Source organism: Pleionea sediminis (genome assembly GCF_007570825.1).
Classification (GTDB): domain Bacteria; phylum Pseudomonadota; class Gammaproteobacteria; order Enterobacterales; family Kangiellaceae; genus Pleionea; species Pleionea sediminis.
Window position 1 is genome coordinate 288,720 of sequence record NZ_SUNB01000003.1, and the last position, 20,060, is coordinate 308,779.

At 42.3% G+C, this 20,060-nt stretch carries 17 protein-coding genes; 4 read left to right on the forward strand and 13 right to left on the reverse strand.

Features of this window, described 5'->3' with window-relative positions; all coding sequences use genetic code 11:
• Positions 1 to 38 precede the first annotated feature (38 nt).
• The 7 genes from kdsB to FAX86_RS15230 are packed head-to-tail and all read right to left on the reverse strand — an operon-like array spanning position 39 to position 7,255.
• Complete coding sequence (gene kdsB / locus FAX86_RS15200) at positions 39 to 785, reverse strand: 3-deoxy-manno-octulosonate cytidylyltransferase (RefSeq protein ID WP_144394316.1); 747 nt, start codon at positions 783 to 785, stop codon at positions 39 to 41.
• Positions 785 to 979: a Trm112 family protein gene (locus tag FAX86_RS15205; RefSeq protein ID WP_205859223.1), complete on the reverse strand. Its 195-nt coding sequence runs from the start codon at positions 977 to 979 to the stop codon at positions 785 to 787. The genes kdsB and FAX86_RS15205 overlap by 1 nt, the downstream gene beginning before the upstream one ends.
• A gap of 11 nt (positions 980 to 990) precedes the next feature.
• Positions 991 to 2,025, reverse strand: coding sequence for a tetraacyldisaccharide 4'-kinase (lpxK, locus tag FAX86_RS15210; protein WP_144394318.1), 1,035 nt, complete (start codon positions 2,023 to 2,025; stop codon positions 991 to 993).
• On the reverse strand, positions 2,025 to 3,764 hold the full coding sequence (msbA, locus tag FAX86_RS15215; protein WP_164503606.1) for a lipid A export permease/ATP-binding protein MsbA: 1,740 nt from the start codon (positions 3,762 to 3,764) through the stop codon (positions 2,025 to 2,027). Before msbA ends, lpxK begins: the two co-directional genes overlap by 1 nt.
• Positions 3,761 to 4,183: an ExbD/TolR family protein gene (locus FAX86_RS15220; protein ID WP_144394320.1), complete on the reverse strand. Its 423-nt coding sequence runs from the start codon at positions 4,181 to 4,183 to the stop codon at positions 3,761 to 3,763. Before FAX86_RS15220 ends, msbA begins: the two co-directional genes overlap by 4 nt.
• Before the next feature lie 9 nt (positions 4,184 to 4,192).
• Positions 4,193 to 4,816: a MotA/TolQ/ExbB proton channel family protein gene (locus FAX86_RS15225; RefSeq protein WP_205859224.1), complete on the reverse strand. Its 624-nt coding sequence runs from the start codon at positions 4,814 to 4,816 to the stop codon at positions 4,193 to 4,195.
• Positions 4,817 to 4,843: 27 nt separating this feature from the next.
• The gene (locus tag FAX86_RS15230) at positions 4,844 to 7,255 is read right to left on the reverse strand and encodes a DNA internalization-related competence protein ComEC/Rec2 (RefSeq protein WP_144394322.1); all 2,412 of its coding nucleotides are present in this window, start codon (positions 7,253 to 7,255) and stop codon (positions 4,844 to 4,846) included.
• A 100-nt stretch (positions 7,256 to 7,355) separates the two neighbouring features.
• Between FAX86_RS15230 and FAX86_RS15235 the strand changes: the two genes are divergently transcribed.
• Positions 7,356 to 7,892: a DUF2062 domain-containing protein gene (locus FAX86_RS15235; RefSeq protein ID WP_144394323.1), complete on the forward strand. Its 537-nt coding sequence runs from the start codon at positions 7,356 to 7,358 to the stop codon at positions 7,890 to 7,892.
• Between the two features lie 12 nt (positions 7,893 to 7,904).
• Here FAX86_RS15235 and lolD read toward each other — a convergent pair whose 3' ends face one another.
• Entirely contained in the window at positions 7,905 to 8,597 is a 693-nt protein-coding gene (lolD, locus tag FAX86_RS15240) for a lipoprotein-releasing ABC transporter ATP-binding protein LolD (RefSeq protein ID WP_144394324.1), read from the reverse strand.
• Complete coding sequence (locus FAX86_RS15245; RefSeq protein ID WP_144394325.1) at positions 8,590 to 9,843, reverse strand: lipoprotein-releasing ABC transporter permease subunit; 1,254 nt, start codon at positions 9,841 to 9,843, stop codon at positions 8,590 to 8,592. The genes lolD and FAX86_RS15245 overlap by 8 nt, the downstream gene beginning before the upstream one ends.
• 273 nt (positions 9,844 to 10,116) lie before the next feature.
• Between FAX86_RS15245 and FAX86_RS15250 the strand changes: the two genes are divergently transcribed.
• Positions 10,117 to 10,668, forward strand: coding sequence for a PilZ domain-containing protein (locus FAX86_RS15250; protein ID WP_144394326.1), 552 nt, complete (start codon positions 10,117 to 10,119; stop codon positions 10,666 to 10,668).
• A 10-nt stretch (positions 10,669 to 10,678) separates the two neighbouring features.
• Positions 10,679 to 10,948, forward strand: coding sequence for a phosphodiesterase (locus tag FAX86_RS15255; protein WP_144394327.1), 270 nt, complete (start codon positions 10,679 to 10,681; stop codon positions 10,946 to 10,948).
• A 118-nt stretch (positions 10,949 to 11,066) separates the two neighbouring features.
• Here FAX86_RS15255 and FAX86_RS15260 read toward each other — a convergent pair whose 3' ends face one another.
• Together FAX86_RS15260 and nagZ are read right to left on the reverse strand one after the other, a co-directional pair.
• Positions 11,067 to 12,227 (reverse strand): mechanosensitive ion channel family protein, encoded by a 1,161-nt coding sequence (locus FAX86_RS15260; RefSeq protein WP_144394328.1) that lies wholly within the window; start codon positions 12,225 to 12,227, stop codon positions 11,067 to 11,069.
• The gene (gene nagZ / locus FAX86_RS15265; RefSeq protein ID WP_164503607.1) at positions 12,224 to 13,243 is read right to left on the reverse strand and encodes a beta-N-acetylhexosaminidase; all 1,020 of its coding nucleotides are present in this window, start codon (positions 13,241 to 13,243) and stop codon (positions 12,224 to 12,226) included. Before nagZ ends, FAX86_RS15260 begins: the two co-directional genes overlap by 4 nt.
• Positions 13,244 to 13,385: 142 nt before the next feature.
• Here nagZ and FAX86_RS15270 point away from each other — a divergent pair, with 142 nt between their 5' ends.
• On the forward strand, positions 13,386 to 15,221 hold the full coding sequence (locus FAX86_RS15270; RefSeq protein ID WP_144394330.1) for a M2 family metallopeptidase: 1,836 nt from the start codon (positions 13,386 to 13,388) through the stop codon (positions 15,219 to 15,221).
• 654 nt (positions 15,222 to 15,875) lie between these two features.
• Here the strand turns inward: FAX86_RS15270 and FAX86_RS15275 are convergent.
• Positions 15,876 to 18,962 (reverse strand): efflux RND transporter permease subunit, encoded by a 3,087-nt coding sequence (locus tag FAX86_RS15275; RefSeq protein WP_144394331.1) that lies wholly within the window; start codon positions 18,960 to 18,962, stop codon positions 15,876 to 15,878.
• Entirely contained in the window at positions 18,962 to 20,050 is a 1,089-nt protein-coding gene (locus tag FAX86_RS15280; RefSeq protein WP_144394332.1) for an efflux RND transporter periplasmic adaptor subunit, read from the reverse strand. The genes FAX86_RS15275 and FAX86_RS15280 overlap by 1 nt, the downstream gene beginning before the upstream one ends.
• Positions 20,051 to 20,060: the final 10 nt, after the last annotated feature.

Sequence of the window (20,060 nt, forward strand, 5' to 3'; positions counted from 1 at the left end):
ACCGGCCGATAATTATCAAAAGTTATCTGTAGAATCCTTTAAGACTTTTGTGCTTGTGCATACTCAATAGCCATAAGTAAATCTTTCTCTGTATCAACACCCGCAGGTGGACTTTCAATAGCAACTTCTATTTCGATAGGGTAACCATTTTCCAACGCCCGCAACTGCTCAAGCTTTTCACAAGACTCTAACTGTGACACCGGTAAATCAGAAAACGTTTTCAAAAAATGAAACTTAAATCCATAAATTCCCAAATGACGAAAATAAGGAAGTCCATCGAAAGCTTGTCCATCGCGATTAAACGGTATACCAGAACGAGAAAAGTAAATAGCTCGATTGGATAAGGTTTTTACAACCTTAACAATATTCGGGTTTTGTATATCCGAATCTTCGTCGATAGGAACACAAAGCGTTGACATTACTGAATCAGGTTTAGCTAATAATTTGGCAACTTGCCGTATTGTTTGCGGCGGTATAAAAGGTTCATCGCCCTGAACATTCACAACGACAGCATCATCATCTAAGGACAACTTTTCACACGCTTCGCGAATTCTATCCGTTCCCGATTCATGATCATCTCGCGTTAAGGTAACCGTTCCAGAAAAAGATTCCACATGTTCCTGAATACGCTTATCGTCTGTTGCTATAGCAACACTTTGTGCGCCAGACGCTTTCGCCTGTTCATAAACACGTTGAATCATCGATTTACCAGCAATATCGGCCAGAGGCTTACCGGGAAGCCGCGACGACTGAAAACGCGCAGGAATGATTACGTGAAAGTCCATTAACGGAACCTCATTGATTGTATATCTTCGTCGCTTAACTTTTGCGCCGCATCGATCAACATATTAGGAATACCATCATTGATGCGAAAAGCTAATTTATCAAATGAGCAAACTAAGACATCTCCTTCTTGAGACATTTTTAATTTTCCATTACAACTCGGACAGACCAAAATTTCAAAAATTGCTTTATCCACTGACATAACCTTTAATCGTTATAATTTTTTAAACGCTCAATATTCTTTTGTAGCAACGACTCCAACCGCGCATCCGCTTTCACACCAACTTTTATGTACCACCAGCTAGATTGAGCAAACTCTCGGCATTTAACAGCGTCTTTTTCTGTCATTATAATATTTTTGTCGTTAAAATCCGCAAAATCTTCAACGATAAACTGATGATGATCGCTAAACTCATGAAGATGAAATTGAAACGACAATTGATCTAACGTCGCCTTAAATTTTTCCGGATTGCCAATACCACACACCGCTTCGCAATCAGTAAATGGAAGGTCGCTTTTACCTTCTTTCAGAGGTAGCTCGTCCCCGGTCAAAAGATTGATAAGAGATATCGGCTGTACTTCAAAGCGACCATTACTCGGCCACTTTTGCTCCAGCTCTGAAATAATTTCGGGGCGTCCGCCATTAATAATCCGCCAGTCACATAACCTTCCGCGACTAATCGGTTCGCGCAAAGGACCCATAGGCATAAGCAAGCCATTACCCCAACCACGATAACCATCAACAATACAGATTTCCAAGTCTCGCTCTAACTGGTAATGTTGGAGTCCATCGTCGCTGATAATAACATCCGGTTTCATTGTTTCTAAAACCGATTCGACGGCTCGAGTTCTTAAGGGGTCAACCACAACAGGAACATCCAGTCGCTTAAAAAGCATTTTTGGTTCATCACCACACTCAGCGGCCTTCGTACTTTCAGTGACTTTAAGGGGATATTTAAAACTTTGTCCGCCATAACCCCGACTGATAACCACCGGTTGCAACCCTCGTTGCTTTAAAGATTCTACCAGCCAGGTGATAATCGGGGTTTTACCCGTTCCACCCACCGTTATATTACCAACCACCCACACAGGCACATCGAAATGTTGGGTTCGGAAAAGTCTGACTTTGAAAAAGAAGCGACGCAAGAAAACGAGGCAGTATAAAAGGCAATGAATAGGAAAAAGTATCCACCTGAAAAGTGATCGACGATACCAGAGAGTCTCTATTCGATTCGTACTCATCAGTCTTCTGAAAATTGCATTTGGTAAAGACGGTAGTACTCTCCTTGCTGGCTTAACAAGTCGGCATGCTTACCCTGCTCCACGATTTTACCTTCTTTTAACACAACAATCTTATCGGCATTTTCAACAGTCGATAAACGATGCGCAATCACGATTGTCGTACGATCCTTCATTAAATTTTCTAACGCTAACTGAATCTTCTTTTCTGATTCATTATCCAATGCGCTAGTCGCTTCATCGAGAACCAAAATTGGTGCGTCTTTCAGCAAAGCCCTAGCGATCGCAACACGCTGTCGCTGCCCTCCTGAAAGCTTTGAACCACTGGTTCCCACCATGGTATTTAGTCCATCGTCAAATGAGTCGATAACCTCGGTTAAATAAGCGTTTTCAATGGCGCTATTGAGCGCTTCTTCATCGCATTTAGCTAATTCGCCATAAGCAATATTTGCTTTAATCGTATCGTTGAACAACACAATTTGCTGCGATACATAGGCAAATTGCTCTCTTAATGAATTCAACTCAATGTCATCAAGCGCATTACCGTCTAAGCGAATTTGACCACTTGAAGGATGATAAAATTTCAGTAATAAATTGGTTAACGTGGACTTTCCGCTCCCCGACGGGCCAACTATCGCAACCGTTTGTCCGCTTTCAATATTGAGGGAAACATTATTAAGTACCGGTCCCTTATCATCATACGCAAAGCATACGTTATCAAACTCAATACGCCCTCGAGATCGTTCCAGTTCAAGGGTTCCCTGATTTATTTCATTAGACTTATCAACTTCATGAAAAATGCTTTCTGCTCCGGCTATGCCTCTTTGCAAAACATTATTAACATTCGATAGATCTTTCAACGGCTTTAACATGTACATGATTTGCATAAAAAATGCGACGAATGATCCCTTTGTTAATGTGCCCGCCAAAAACTGCTCAACAGCAACCCAAAAAACAATGGCCATTCCCATACCGGCCAGAACCTGAATTAGCGGTGATGAAAAAGCTTTGACCGTAACCATTTTCATTGCTTGCTGACGATTCTTATTACTTGAATTAAAAAATTTATTTTTTTCATAAGATTCGCCGCTGAAAGTTTTAACAACGCGAATGCCTTCAACTGTTTCCTGAGTCGATTGCGTGACTAATCCCATGCTATCTTGCATGTTATGGCTGATTCTTCGAAATCGCTTAGCCGTTACATTAACGACAATAGCAATCAAAGGTGCCGCTATTAAAAAAGTGAGTGTTAAAGTCACACTGGTTAAAAACATGTAAGTTAACGCACCAATAATCCCAGCCAAACTACGGATTAAATTGGTTACAGCTTGCGTTGTTGCGTTTGAAACCGTCTCGGTATTAAATGTAATACGAGAAACTAAATCGCCACTGTTATTTTTTTCGAAATAATCAATCGGCAAATACAAGTATTTGTTAAATAAATCCGTTCGAAGTTCATGAACAATCCGTCGACCGATCCACTCCATACAATAAGTGGAGAAAAAAGTAGCTAACCCTCGAACGATCAAGATGACAATTAAAATCACGGGCGTCCAGCGTAGAATATCAATATTCTCTGCCGCCAATAAATCATCAATTAATGTTTCAAATTGCGCGATTAATCCAACTTCAATAAGCGCAGAAATAGCGGTGCAGAATAATCCAATAAAAAAAACCGTTTTATAACGACTGGTGTACTTCAATAGTCGTTTATAAATCTGCCACCCTGTCGGCTTACTCACTGACTCGATTCCTTTGGCTTACGCGTTGCCATTGTAAAATTAAAGTAACCTGTTTTACGTGATGCGTCCATAGCCGTTACTACGGACTGATAGGGCGCGTTAGCATCAGCGCTAATAATTACTGGCAAATCTTTGTTGCCCTGACTAATAATGTTTATGGCTTTCATTAAAGTTTCTAATTGAGTATTCACAATGGGTTTTGCATTGACAAAATAACGGCCTTCACTGTCGACACTAATCTCAATAACTTCGGGTTGCGTCTCAAGCGGATCGCCATTGGCTTGAGGTAATTCCAACTTAATTTGCGTCTCTCGATTAAAACTGGTCGACACCATAAAAAAGATAAGTAATAAAAAGACAACATCAATTAATGGCGTTAAATTAACGGAGACTTCTTGTTTTTTGCGACTATGAAACACTGCAGTCCCCTATCGTTCCACCATATCTCGCTCACCGTGGAGCACCTCAACCATTTTCAACGCTTCTTCCTCCATGATAACAACCAACTCATCCACTTTACGCTCAAAGTGCCGATGAAAAACTAATGCCGGAATAGCGACTGTTAGTCCTGCTGCCGTGGTTAACAATGCTTCGGAGATACCGCCTGCTAATGCATTAGCATCACCCACGCCTTGAAGGGTAATCACAGTAAATACTTTGATCATCCCGATAACCGTACCAAGAAGTCCTAATAAAGGAGTAATCACCGCAATAGTACCTAACGTACTTAAGAAGCGTTCAAGACCAACAACGACTTGTCGGCCGGAGTCACGAATGGCTTCTTTCATTGTTTCACGCCCATGCGCATGATTAACAATGCCAGCGGCTAAGATTTCACCTAGTGGCGAAGAATCTTTTAAAGATTTTAACTTCTTTTTATCCAACTGATTGTTTTTCACCCAAGTCCAAACTTGCGCCACCAAATGCCGCGGTGTAATACGAGAGCGACGTAACGTCCAAAAGCGCTCAATGCATATAATCAGTGCAATAACTGAACAGAGCACAATGGGCCAAATGACAAATCCGCCGTTTTTTAAAACATCAAATAACACGTTTAAACTCCCCAAAAATGATTGGCGCTAATTTATCACACTCTGTTGTAAAATTCTGCTTTCAAGTGTGTGGTTCCAAAACTTACCTGACTCACTTCGATGCGCAGAGACATCAATGGTTCCCTGTCCATCAAATTCAATCAATAATCGTCCCGTATCGGCCGTGTTCAAAGTTGAAATATCCAGAGCTTCATATCTTGAGATAACTGATATTGCCGGATGATTAAAACGATTTAAATAACCATTACTCACCACACCAATAGCAGCTTTTGTCGCCACAAGAAATGACCAGGTCGAGGAGGTTTTGCTGCCATGATGAGGAACTGAAATAACATCCGCTTGTAATGGAAACTGATTTTGTTTTATGAGTTCCCGTTCTGCAATTTCTTCTATATCACCCGTTAAGAGGATGGACTGCTCTCCCAAAGTGAAACGAGCCAAACAAGATGAGTTATTTCCTTGCCAAGCATTTTTACCAGATAAGTTGATTGTCGCAAAAGAGGCTTTATCACTGGTATCAATCTTCGAATGGTAGGAAGCAACAGAAGTTGTTTGCAATTTCATATCTCGATGTTTAATTAATTGTGGCGAGCAATTTTCTGCATTACCCCGAGTTGCCTCACCAAAATAAATCGACTTAGGATTAAATTGCTTGATAACCCACTCTAAATCACCACTGTGATCCACATCTTTGTGGCTGATGATCAAAACATCCAACTGACTAACCCCAAGTGAATATAGATAAGGGGCTATAATTTGTTGCGCTGTGCTAAATTCATCATTAGCAAATCCAGTATCGTATAAGGCGTTGAAACCTTCGTATTGAACCAAAATACTTTGCCCTTGCCCCACATCAATAAAATGAACGGACATTCCTTTCTCAGCCGAATCCAATACATATCCAATGCATACGACTAAGAAACTACTTACACATAACACTACAACTAATCGATGACGTAAAATCCATCCTGTAAAAAAACAGCCAACGCCAATCAATAAGAGCATTGCGAAGGACTGAGATAAAAACAATGATGAAAATAATTGATTCAAAAAGTGTAAGAATTGAAGCAAATAACGTAATGGATAATCTGCGATTGAGAATAATACACTCGCTGCTTCAACATGAAATAAAGCAACCAAATAGCCAATTAAATCGAGTGGCAACACGACAAAACTGATTATCGGAATTGCGAGAATGTTAGCAACTATCGAATTGATGCTAAAAATGCCAAACATCAATGAAGCGACTACCGCCATGCCAATGGACAAAAAAGCTTGAAGTTTGAGCCAAAAGACCAAGCCTTTATCGCGCGAACTTCCAGCAAGCCAATAAATCATCACCAAAGCGATTATCGACAGCCAAAAACCTTCACTTAAGACACTTAGAGGATCCAAAAGAAGTAAAACAATTAAAGTGAGTGACAGTAAAGAAAAATGAGACCATTCCATTAGCGTTAAACGACTGATGGACAAAATGGTTAGTGCTACCAAGGCACGTTGGGTGGGCGTATCAAATCCCGCCATTAGCGAGAACCCAGTTGTCAGCAATAATGCACAAAGGATAGATACTCGCTCAGCGGGTATCCATAGACAAAGGCGCGCACTTCTTCGCCACAAAAAATTAACAGCACTGAAAGCCCACAAAAAGACTAATCCGACATGCAGTCCAGAAATAGCAATTAAATGCGCGGTACCTGATCGCTTCAAAGTATCGAGATGTTCATCAGACAACATTTCTCGATAACCTGCCGTTAACGCCAGGTGCCATCCTTGATACTCGGTTTTTGCCGTAGCTTGCTGCAATACCTCGATCAACTCAGCACGCCATTGATTGATATTAGCGAATTGAAACTCTCCATGAATGCGCGCACCTTCAACCACATAGCCTGTCGCATCAATTTGCTCTGTTAATGCCCATCGTTCGAAATCGAAAGTTCCAGGATTTAACTTGGCATAAGGCGTTTTTAATCTTGCTGTCACATTCCAAAACTCTCCCACTTGAGGCATTCGTTCAGTGTAATACCAGGAAAGCAGTAATTTACGAATGGGATAATCAATGGACTCATTGTTTGCTGCTAAACAGAAAAAAAAGCGACTGGACGACCCCTTCTCAGAATCCGAACGCTTTGGTATCGAACACACCTGTCCAGAAACACGCACTTCGATTCGCTCAGAGGTTACCGGCAAACGGAAGCTTAATTGATAAGATGCCATTAAAGTTGCCCATAAACTTCCCAATGAAAATGCCAACGCAAATAGCACTGTGCTACGCAATAAATTCTCGTAAACAGGAGTGCAGGTTGAGCGAAAGTGACGACAAAAACGATAAGCAATAACGGACAATACGACTCCTGCCACCCAAAATAATATTGATGGCAGCTCTGAATAAAACCACAGGGAACTGCAGCCAAGTAAAAGCCCAAATGCAAAATTTTTCATTGATCTCCGTTTAAAATGCGTCTTTCCATGATTAAAGGTAGATTATGTCATAACCCACGGGCTACAATATTCTTATACATTTAATTAATTAGTCTGCAGTATGGCCCGTAAGCTCATTAAAAAGTATTTACCGGACCCTTCTTCCGTTAAAGACAATCGATTTCTCAAAATATTTGGCAACGCGTTACACGATCCTCAATTGTGGCATCTTACGCGTTATTCTGTGGCTCATGCTTTCTCTATCGGCCTATTCTGCGCATTTATTCCTGTACCTTTTCAAATGCTCATAGCGGCTGGTGCCGCCATTTTATTTCGCGCCAATCTTTTGTTGTCCATTGCATTAGTCTGGGTTACCAATCCATTAACCATGCCGGTTATATTCGGCTTTGCCTATTACGTCGGCACATTGTTTTTTCCGGAAGCAAGCGAAGCTTTTCAGTTTGAGCTCAGCTGGGAGTGGCTCAAAACCAGTTTAGGCGAGATATGGCAACCATTTTTACTGGGTTGTTTTGTGTGTGGTTTAGTATCGGCCATCATTGGCCACGCTGCCATCCGTATTTTTTGGCGCATTCACGTTGCTGGACAGTGGAAATTACGTGCCGCACAAAGAAACAAAGCACGCGAGTCCAGCAACTAGTCATCGGATTGATTAATGCGGCATTATTTCTTCTAAAACGCCATTGTGAAGCTCTAGTTGGCGAGAAGCCCGCATTGCCAACTTACGATCATGGGTTACGACGATAAGACTCGTTCCTAACTCTCGGTTGAGGTCAAGCATCAATTCGTAAACTCGTTCGGCATTTTCCTCGTCCAGATTTCCAGTAGGCTCATCCGCTAGAATACAAGCCGGTCGAGTGACCAATGCTCGGGCAATGGCAATTCGCTGGCGTTCACCACCGGATAATTCACCCGGCTTATGCTCACTTCGCTCCGCCAAACCAACTTTATCAATCATTTCACCCGCCTGTTTAAGCGCCGAAGCTTTATCATCGCCACGTACCAAAAGCGGCATAGCAACATTCTCAAGTGCAGAAAACTCAGCCAATAAGTGGTGAAACTGGTAAATAAACCCCAAGTGCTGATTTCGCCAGACACCTTGTTGCCGAGCGTTCATTTTATGAATGCTTTTTCCCATGATAATCACATCGCCAGATGAGGCATCGTCTAACCCTCCCAACAGATGTAATAACGTGCTTTTACCGGAACCAGACGAGCCAATAATGGATAAACTCTCGCCAGAGTTAAGCTGTAAATTCACGCCACGCAGCACAGCAATTTCTCGATCCGCATCCAAATAGCGTTTGGATAAATTTTCCGATTGTAATACTGGCGAATTATTCATACTTCAAAGCCTCCGCTGGACGGGTACGCGACGCTCTCCATGCAGGATAAACGGTAGCTAAAACACTCATCAATAACGCCGCAATAGTAATATTGGTCACATCCGATGTATTGAGTTGGCTCGGTAAAAACCCGATAAAATAGACATCTCCAGGCACCATAGAAACCCCAAACTGCTTTTCTACCCAGGCAACGATATCTGGCAAATTGGTCGCTAAGGCAACACCTGAGATAACACCCAATAGGGTTCCGAGTACGCCATTGACACTTCCCTGAACCATAAATATTTTCATCACCGTTGCAGGGGAAGCCCCTAGCGTTCGCAAAATGGCAATATCGGACTGTTTGTCGGTCACCACCATCACCATCGTAGAAACAATATTAAAGGCAGCCACTGCGATGATTAGCGTCAACAAGATGAACATCATGTTCTTTTCCATTTGAATCGCTTTAAAAAGAGGTCCTTGAGTGCGATTCCAATCCGTCACCCAGTAATCAAACCCAAGTTCGGCTCTCAGTCTTTGGGCAACAATATGCGCACTCAAAACATCATCGGTTTTTAACCGTAACGCGGTAACGCTGTTAGGTTTACGCACAAGTTTTGCGGCATCTTCAATGTGAATCATTGCAATGCGCGAGTCCAACTCAGACTTAGTCTCGAAAATGCCAGTAATGGTAAAGCGCCTGAATCGAGGCGAGATGCCCGCCGGAGAGACCGTCGAACCCTCGAGAACCATCAGCGTTATTTTGTCGCCGTGCCACAAATTCAGTCGTCTCGCTAACGCTACTCCAACGATTACACTGTAGTCTCCGCCTTTAAGATCATTCAGGCTCCCGTGAATCATATATTCCTCAATGACCGACACTTGCGCTTCTTTCTCAGGTAAAACGCCCTGCATGACACCAAATTCGGTGCCACCATAACTGCTTTGGAACATTGCCGTAGAATCAATGTAGGGCGATGCTGCTACCACTCCAGGATCTTTAACGACTCGATCGACTAATCCTTCCCAGTCCTGTAAACCGTCTGCAGTGCGCTCTCCCACAACTATATGCGGTACCGTACCGAGGATTCGCTCTCGCAATTCACGCTCAAACCCATTCATCACTGACATAACGGTAATTAACACCATCACACCAAGGGCGATGCCAATCATCGACGCTAACGCAATAAACGAGATAAAGTGATTTTTACGCTTTGCCCGGGTATATCTCAGGCCAACATAGGTAGAAAATGGAAACTTCATACGATATATTTAAAAACTCGCTAATTTTTAGTAAGTTATCACAGTTTTTTAAGCTATTATATTAAATAATGATGCCAACACTGTTGGGTTCGTCCTAACGAAGGGCTTAAATCAGTGCTAAGGTGTCAAATGTATACTTGAGGTTATTGACCTCTTTAAAGAATGAAAGAGCCGTCAATTCGCCCAGTTCGTTAGCCGCTATTGACCTGGCTCAATCAGTGAGCGACATATGCTACCGGGCCACCTGACGCAGCGCAAAGGTTTTGTTAAAAAATGAGTCAGAATGAAGAAAGACGTGAATTCTTTCGCATTGATGATTGCGTAACTATGCAACTCATACCTTTTAACGCGTCTGATGGAAAGGAAGTAAAAGCACTACCGGAAGAATTTGAAATACTCAATCAATTGCGCAAGGTCGAACTGGAAAGTGCGCAAACGTTTCGCGCGATTCAGGAAAAACACCGCGACATCGCACACTATTTAAAAGTGCAAAATGAAAAGTTCGATATTTTGGCGAATTACATTGCGAATCAATTAAAAGGTTCGTTTGAGCAAGAAAAAGTGAATATTAGCGGTAATGGGTTACAGTTTACGTCACCCAAGCCTTACCCGATTAATTCACGGTGGCATTTAAAGCTGTTGTTATTTCCTGACTGTTATGGCTTGTATTGCGAAGCCAAGGTTGTGAAGTGCGACCCCGTGAAAGACGCACATAAAATTGCCATTGAGTTTAGAAATTTGCATGAACGTGATCAAGATGCTTTGATCAAACATATCACCAAATTACAATCGAAGAAGCTGCGACAACAGCGGCTTAGCAACTAAGGAGTAGCCCATGAAAACATGGCTTCTAGCGGGTATTTTTTTGACGTCAATTTCAACGTTTGCCGCAACAGGCAACCTTGCGATTGGTGAGCAAAGTCAAAACAGCTATGACAAACCTCGCTCCGGTCAAAGTATGAATACCGTTCGTGAAAACTTTGGTACGCCCATTCGCGAAATTCCTGCTGTAGGTGAACCGCCAATCACGCGTTGGGTATACAATGGTTTCACGGTTTATTTTGAGCACGATCGCGTCATTCACGCTGTTGCTCACCGAAGTTAAGTTTTTTTAAGCATTGGTTCTAGCAAAGAGCCAATGCTTCTTAATGACAATCCTTTTCAAAGCCAGACGACGCATTCAGATAATATAGTTCTCTGACTTTTTTAATTTTGCAGACTATTTAATCCTTGCTCTGTTCAATTCCAGCCAATTCCGGTTGACTCATATTAACGTGCAACGTTGATGTTGGAAACGCAATTTCAGCGCCTGCTTGATCAATAATATCAGCAATTTTTAGTAGAACATCTTGCTTAACAGCATGAAACTCAACCCAGTCTTTCGTTTTCGTAAAGCAATAAATGAAAAAGTCGATCGACGATGCTGAGAAAGCATTGAAATTAACAATTAACGTTTTACTTTGCTCAATGTCCTCATGGCTTCTCAGCATATCGGTCACCTGATCCACAATGGATTTCATAGCGCCAATATCATCGTAACGAATGCCTACCGTTTCATAAATTCGACGATTGGTCATCCGAGAAGGATTTTCTACTGCAATATTATTAAATACAGCATTGGGAACATACAAAGGTCGTTTATCAAAAGTACGAATGCGCGTTTGTCGCCAGCCAATATGTTCTATAGTGCCTTCAATATTGCGATCTGGACTGCGTACCCAATCACCATGAGAGAAAGGACGATCCAGATAAATCATTAATCCACCGAAAAAGTTGGCCAGTAAATCTTTCGCGGCGAAACCAATAGCAATTCCGCCAATACCACCAAAGGCAAGCACCGCACTAATACTGACACCTATTGTTTGCAAAATTACCAGTACGACAGTGATGGTCACAGAAACCCGAAGCAACTTGCTGATCGCTTCTATGGTTGTATGATCGATTCGCTCATCTTCTTCTTTATCGACTTGGTGTGCAATCAAGTGCTGTTCTGACTTGCGTATAAATCTTGTTAAAAACCAACCGAATAAACCAATGAGAATCACTTCATTAATCATTACAGCCTGATTTTGACCGTCAAGCTCAATTCGAATTAAATCACTCACGTAATTCGACTGTGAAGAATCAATCGCAAAAGTAATACCGGTTACCCAAATGGCCCAGGTCATTGGTCTGTCAAGAGCCTCAACGAATGCATTATCCCAGTAGTTATTGGATTTCTCCGCACGTTGCAGAATTTTTGCATGCAATCGTCGCCAAACAAAATTAACGATTAACGTTGCTAGAACAATTAAGAAGATTTCGGTGATCCACGCAGACTCACCCTGCAAATGATACAATTGTTCTTTTAAAAACTGATAAACGCTTTTGTCTTGACTATTCATATAGTAGAAACCACTTTGGAAGATTCAATCCAGCGACGGTCAGTGCGAATATTCTCTAAACCAATATTACACTTCCCGTCTGTTTTCATTTTTAAAATTCGCTCACTCGATACGAGACTTTGATAATTTCGCAAATGTTCAAGGACATTGCCAGCTTCGTTGGGTGTATTACACACTAAAACCATATCACAACCGGCAGCAATTGCCGCATCGGCTCTATCATTATAGTCGCCCGCCTGCTCTGCGCCTTTCATGGATAAATCGTCGCTAAACACAACACCATTAAACTGATATTGTTGACGTAATATTGAATCGATCCAAACGTTAGAAAATCCGGCAGGCACCGCATCGATCGCAGAATAAATGACGTGCGCTGGCATAATGCCTTCTAATTGATTGGCCAATGCTTTAAAGACAGCTAAATCATCCTGCTCAATTTCAGATAGCGAGCGTTTATCAACAGGCATTTCGACGTGTGAGTCGCCTTCAACGAAACCGTGCCCAGGAAAATGTTTCCCTGTTGCCGCCATTCCTACCGAATGCATACCTTCTAAATAACGGGTCGCCAACTCAATAATTTTGGCAGGCTCTTCGTGAAAGGCTCGCTCGCCAATAACGCGACTGCTCGAATTACACACATCCAAACATGGAGTAAAACTGATATCAAATCCTGATGCCATAGTTTCTAACGCCATCAAGCGTGCGTGATGGTATGAACGCTCACTCGCCAATGTCATATCATGGTTGGCAGTCGATTCTATATGACGTAATGGCGGCAAAATTGAATATCCATCTTTCAAACGTTGCACACGCCCGCCCTCTTGATCAACAGCCAGTAGTAACGTAGGACGGATTTTGAGGATTTGTTGATTCAAGTCTCGAATCTGTCTGGCATTTTCAATGTTGCGAGAAAAAAGAATTACGCCACCACAAGCAGGATGATGCAACATCTCACGCTCTTCAGCGTCAATGGTAGTTCCTTTCAAATCCAGCATTACCGGGCCAGGTTTCGACATAGTATTCATTCTCTACAGCATTTAAGATGGCTAATGCTAACCAATTGCCCGCTTATCCCGCAATAATAACTTCGGCTCTCTTGAAGTTATAGGCTTGCTTCGTATACTCTTCAGCCTGTCTTAAATGGGTAACAGGTGAGTTATGAAACCAAAATCAAAAATTACCAGCCTGGTTATTGCTAGCGCATTGACTGCCGCGCTCGCTGGATGCCAGCAAGAGAGTAAACCAACCGAACCAAAAACAGAGGCACCGAAAAAGCCTACGGTGGCTGAAGCGACGGCATATGTCGCAGATGCCGAACAACGCATCGAAGATATTTACGAGTACGCTGCCAAGTCTGCCTGGGTTGCTCAAACTTATATCAACTCAGACACTCAGTATCTCGAATCCAAAGCTAACAAAGAATTTAAATTATTAGGCATTGAGCTCGCCAACGGAGCTGCTAAATTTAATGACTTAAAACTTCCGTATGACATTGAGCGCAAATTAAAACTGTTGCGTCTCGGCCTAACGTTACCGGCGCCAGCCAACGAGCCGGAAAAAGCAGAAGAATTATCGAAAATTGAGAGTCAATTATCGGCCATGTATGGTTCGGGCAAAACTCCCGATGGTAATGAATACGACTTAATTCAGTTATCCAACGTCTTGGTCGATTCCGACGACCCTCAAGCCATGCTTGACGCCTGGGTACAATGGCGCAAAGTATCTCCACAAATGAAAGAGCCCTATCAACGATTGGTAGAAATTGCCAATGAGGGCGCTAAAGACTTAGGCTTTAAAGATTTGGGTGCAATGTGGCGTTCTCATTACGATATGGATCCCGACGCCTTCGCACAGGAAATGGACCGAGTTTGGGGGCAAGTTAAACCACTCTATGAATCCTTGCATTGTCACGTCAGAGCAAAATTAAACGAAAAGTACGGTGAAGAAGTGGTTGCGAATAATGGCGCAATTCCGGCTCATCTACTCGGTAACATGTGGGCACAACAATGGGGTAACATTTACGATACGGTTGCTCCAGAAGGTGGCACTGGTGTCGATGTCACAGAACGTTTACAAGCAAAATCTTACGACGCTGTAGGAATGGTCCGAGAAGCGGAAGGATTTTTTACATCACTAGGATTCAAACCTCTACCCGATTCGTTCTGGACAAATTCTTTATTCACCGAACCGCGCGACCGCGATGTTGTTTGTCATGCTAGCGCCTGGGATATCACCACCGAAGATTACCGAATCAAAATGTGTATTCAAATCACGGGCGATGAGTTTAATACCATTCACCACGAATTGGGGCACAATTTCTACCAACGCGCGTATAACCTGACACAACCTATGTTGTACCGTGGGAGTGCAAATGACGGATTTCACGAGGCCATTGGTGACACCATTGCATTATCTATCACACCTAAGTATTTAAAAGAGATTGGATTGATTAATGAAGTTCCCGATGCCGATGGTGACCTACCGTTTCTGATGCGTATGGCGATGGATAAAATAGCCTTCTTGCCCTTCGGTTTAATGGTTGATAAATGGCGCTGGAAAGTCTTCAATGGCGAGTTAACGCCAGAGAGTTATAATCAAGGCTGGTGGCAATTACGTGAAGAATACCAAGGCGTTAAAGCACCTATTGCGCGAACAGAATCCGACTTCGATCCGGGTGCGAAATATCATATTCCTGGTAACACGCCTTATTCAAGATACTTTTTGGCGCACATTTTACAGTTCCAGTTCCACCGTGAGCTTTGTAAAATTGCCGGTCATGAAGGACCTCTTCATCGTTGTTCGATTTACAACAACAAAGAAGCCGGTGCCAAGTTAAAAGCGATGCTTGAAATGGGTCAAAGCCGCCCATGGCAAGAAGCATTAGAAACGATGACTGGTGCCAAACAAATGGATGCTACTGCAGTTCTAGATTACTTTGCTCCATTGCAAGCCTGGTTAAATGAGCAAAATACAGGCCGCGAATGTGGTTGGTAATATTTTGCTCTTGATTTAATGCTTTGAAAAATTTAAGGCAGAAAAAAAGGCGGCATCATGCCGCCTTTCTAACTCATATCAAATACTTCTTCGATCCCTCGTTCCCTAAAGTTTGTTGCTATCCTTAAATCAATCCCTGATGCTTATCTCTCCTGCTGACTTCAATCCACTTGAAGTTGTCATCCAATAACTCAGCACTCATCCTTATATCAATTTATCCTTAAATCCGATTACTCCATCAATCGACGTATCATTCCTTGATACTCCTCCTTCGAATAATTCAGTCCTTAAATCCCGTTTCCTGTCTTCAAAAACACATCCGTTGGCTTCAATCCTTGGTCATTCTTCCGTGGTGGTTCGTCCTGAACACAATTCCTATGTTACGTTTTTCCAAATCTGGAACAACCCTGAAAAAATCCATCTCAAAACCAACAACTTCATCTCATTTTATTTAATACCTTTAACTTCAATAAGTTAGAAATATAAAACCGTTAACTTATCCAATCACTCTGAGTCGATTTAACGAAAAACTGACCGAACCTTGAGACATCGCTTACACCGTCAAACGCTATGAACTGATGCATTGTCCATGTTCCTAAAATGATTCATCAAAATCATTAAGAACCACTTTTCAAAATCACGACTCATCTTCGACTATGACTCTGTTGTTGGCCGAATACGATAGAACATAGCGTACAATACAGGCACGACAACTAATGTTAAAATTGTCGCAAATCCCAAACCAAACATAATTGTTACCGCCATCGAACGGAAAAACACATCAAATAATAGAGGAATCATTCCTAAAATGGTCGTTATCGCAGCCATTGAAACAGGCCGAACTCGACTGACACCAGAGTCGATAATCGCTTGATACGGTTCCTTCCCTTCACATAATTCCAGATTGATTTGATCCACCAAAACAATACCATTTTTAATGAGCATGCCTGACAAACTTAATAATCCAAGTAATGCCATAAAGCTGAAAGAAGCATTCATGGTTAATAAACCGAGCGTCACTCCAATGATCGCCAATGGCACGGTTGCCCAAATGACCAAGGGTGCTCGCAATGCATTAAACAAAAATACGGTGATCATAAACATCGCCAAATACCCCAGAGGCAAAGAGCCAAATATTGCTTTCTGAGCATCACGAGAAGACTCATACTCGCCGCCCCATTCCATGGCATAACCACGCGGTAACTCGATCGCATCAATCGTTGGCTTAACGCGACTTAAAACAGCCGCGGCAGTGTCGTCACTTAAAACATCATGATCGGCTTGAACCGTTATGGTTCTCTTTCGATCGCGCCGTAAGATTAATGAGTTCTCCCACTCTACAGTAAAGTCACTCACCACTTGTGTGATTGGCACATAAACTTTTAATACCGGACTGTAAATTTGTAAGTCATTCAAACTATTAATGGTCAGTCGTTGACTTTCAGGAGCTCGAGCGATGATTGGCAACATATCAGTTCCATCACGATAAACGCCAACTTGTTTACCACTAAAGTTAGTTAACAAGAGTTCATCGAGATCTGACTTACTAATTCCTAACCGTTGCGCTACCGATTCGTTAAATTGTGGTCGAACAAGCTTGGTTTTTTCCTGCCAGGTATGGCGCACATTATGAGCGGAAGGTTCTTCTCTTAAAACTTTTTCTGCTTGCTGCGCCAGCTCTCTTAATACATCAGGACTCGGTCCAGTGAATCGCACTTCTAATTTTGCATCGGTGGAGGGACCAATTTCCATCGGTTTAATTTTTATCATGCCATTAAGAAAGTCAGAATTACCATATTCTCTAACTTTTCTCATGACAGCCGCAACTTGATCGCGACTTTGCACGCGAACAATGACCTGTCCATAACCCGAGTACGACTTTTGTGGTGCATAAGTTAACATAAAACGAGGTGCGCCTTGTCCAACTGTCGAAGTCACTTCAACAACTTCTTCCATGGATAAGAGATATGACTGAACTTTTTTAATATCCGCTTGTGTTTCTCGAATATCGGAACCTTGATAACGCCAATAATCGACGTAAAACATGGGCGTATTAGAAGCAGGAAAAAACGATTGTTTTACTTTTCCAAAACCAACTAATGAAACGAAAAGCAAAATAAATAATCCTAGAACAGTAATCACGCGATGCTTCATGGAGAATGATAAAATACTGCGATAAATATCGAAAATTGCTCCGCGATAGGGATCCGAGTCATTCTCCGACTGATTGGAAGATTCATCCTCACTGTTCGATTGCTTTGGCGACTTAAAAAACAAATCCGCGAAAAACGGTGTTAATGTAATTGCGGTTACCCAACTTAACAACAAAGAAATCAACAAGACATAGAACAAGCTACCGGCAAATTCTCCCGTTGCATCGGAAGATAATCCAATAGGCGCAAACGCAGTAATGGCAATAACGGTCGCTCCCAAAAGCGGCCACTTAGTTTGTCCGACAATGGCAACCGAAGCTTCAACCTTACTCAAGCCTTTTTTCAAGCCGACTAAAATACCTTCCGTTATTACAATGGCATTATCGACCAGCATTCCTAATGCGATAATCAGCGCTCCGAGCGAGATTCGTTGCAAATCAATCGCAAACAACTTCATAAATATAAACGAACCTAAAACGGTCAGCAGCAAAATTAAACCAATTAAAACTCCACTGCGACCCCCCATAAAAACGAGCAAAACCAGAATAACGATAGCAACAGCTTCCATTAAGCTAATGATAAATCCGTCTACCGATTTTTCGACTTCATCCGGCTGTTTGTAAACGGCATTGATTTTCATACCGATTGGGCGCTGGTAATCAATTTCTGATAACTTTTGATCGATGGCGGCACCCACATCAACAACATTAACGTTGCTGGCAAAAGAAACTCCGACGAAAATCGCTTGGTTATTATTGTAATTTACAACATGAGTTGGAACTTCAGCATACTCTTTGGTGACTTTAGCAACATCACCCAGGTAAATTAATTTTGAGTCTCCTGGCTGAGAAATTAATAACATTTCGAGTTCTGATACATCATTAAATTCACCCGTCGGATGAAAACGAATGGATTCACCCCCAACTTTAATTCGACCGGCATTCGAGACTGTATTTTGAGTATCTAACAGTTGAAAGATATAACTTGCGGGGATCCCTAATTGCGACAACCGATGGGTAGAAATTTCAACGACCACTTGCTCTTGTAGCTCACCAGAAACGGAGACTTTGCCAACCCCCGGAACCAGAACTAACTCTCGTTTTAAATAATCAACGTAATCACTCAGCTCTTCATAATGGTATCCGTCACCAGTTACCGCAAATAAAACGCCATAAACATCTCCAAAATCATCAATAACACGCGGCGCACGAACACCGTGGGGTAGTGTTTGTGCTGTATCATCAACTTTGTGTCGCAATTCATCCCATATTTGCTTGAGTTGTTTTTTTCGATAAATACTTTTCATGTCAACAATAATTTGCGATTTACCATTGGATGAAATCGAAGTAACAAAGTCAACATAAGGCAATGATTGAATGGCATTCTCAATTGGGAAAGTCACTTCTTCCTCTACTTGCGTAGGACTAGCACCAGGATAATGAGTAATGATCATCGCTTGTTTAATCGTAAACTCAGGATCTTCTAGCTGACCCAATCCCAGATAGCTGACTGTACCGCCAATCAATAATAACAGTGCCATCATCCAACTGATGACTTTCTTCTCGATTGATAACTGAGCAAGACTCATTACAGACCTCGCTCTTTTGTCCAAGGTTTAACTTTCATCCCTTCTTTTAAATGATGAACACCAGCAACAATAATTTGATCACCTTCACTGACGCCTTGTTTAATGACAACACCCTGACTGTGCACCTGACCAATCGCCACTTTTTGCAAGGTCACCGATTGAGTCTCTTCCAGATACTTCCAAATATACGCCTGTCCTTGTTCAGTTTCTTTCTCATCAGGCACAAATACCGCTTCTACGGGCAAAACAATGCCACTCAAACCCATGTGTGTGACCTGACTCAGATCGATATAAACGGTAGCTGACATGCCCGGAAGCACATTAATCGTTTCTGGTGACGGTAACGAAAAGACGACTTTATAAGTTAATGTTACTGGGTCAGCTTGTGTGTCCCACTCTTTAATTGAGATCAAAAATGGCTGCTCAGGCAAAGCATCAAAAGTGACCGTCGGTTGATAATTGGCGTCCCGTTTGACCATGGCCATAATTCGCTCAGGAACCTGGATCGAAACATCCATTAAATCACGGTTAAGAATACGTAGAATGTTTTGCTTGGCTTGAATATTTTCACGGTTTTTAACAAACACCCGAGCTACGGTTCCCTGATACGGGGCTCTTAATTCGGTATGCTCTAAATCGGATTGCGCTCGTTCCAGTTCTGCTTTTGTAATCAGCAAATTGGCTTGTGCTTCATCCAATTGTGATTGGGCAGCCAAACTTCTTTCTTTGAGAGTTTTTGCCCGTTCGAATTGAGACTTCGCCAGCTCAAATCGAGCTTGACGGTCGTTTAGACGCAACTGAAACTCTTGATCATCAAGACGAGCTAATAATTGTCCTTGCTGCACAACGTCACCAGGCTTAACTAAAAACTCTTCTATTTCACCGCTAACTCGAAATGCCAGGTTAGCCCCTTGGTTAGCCTCTACTATCGCAGGAAACTGACGAACCTGACTCTGAGCCAGAGAGGTCACCGTCATGATTTTCGCGGGACGCACCAAAGGTTCTTGATTATCGACAGGCTCGGGAGTGTCACAGGATATTAACACCAGGCAAGCAAAAAGCGTTATCAGGGATCGTAAGATCATCATGTTTTACCTT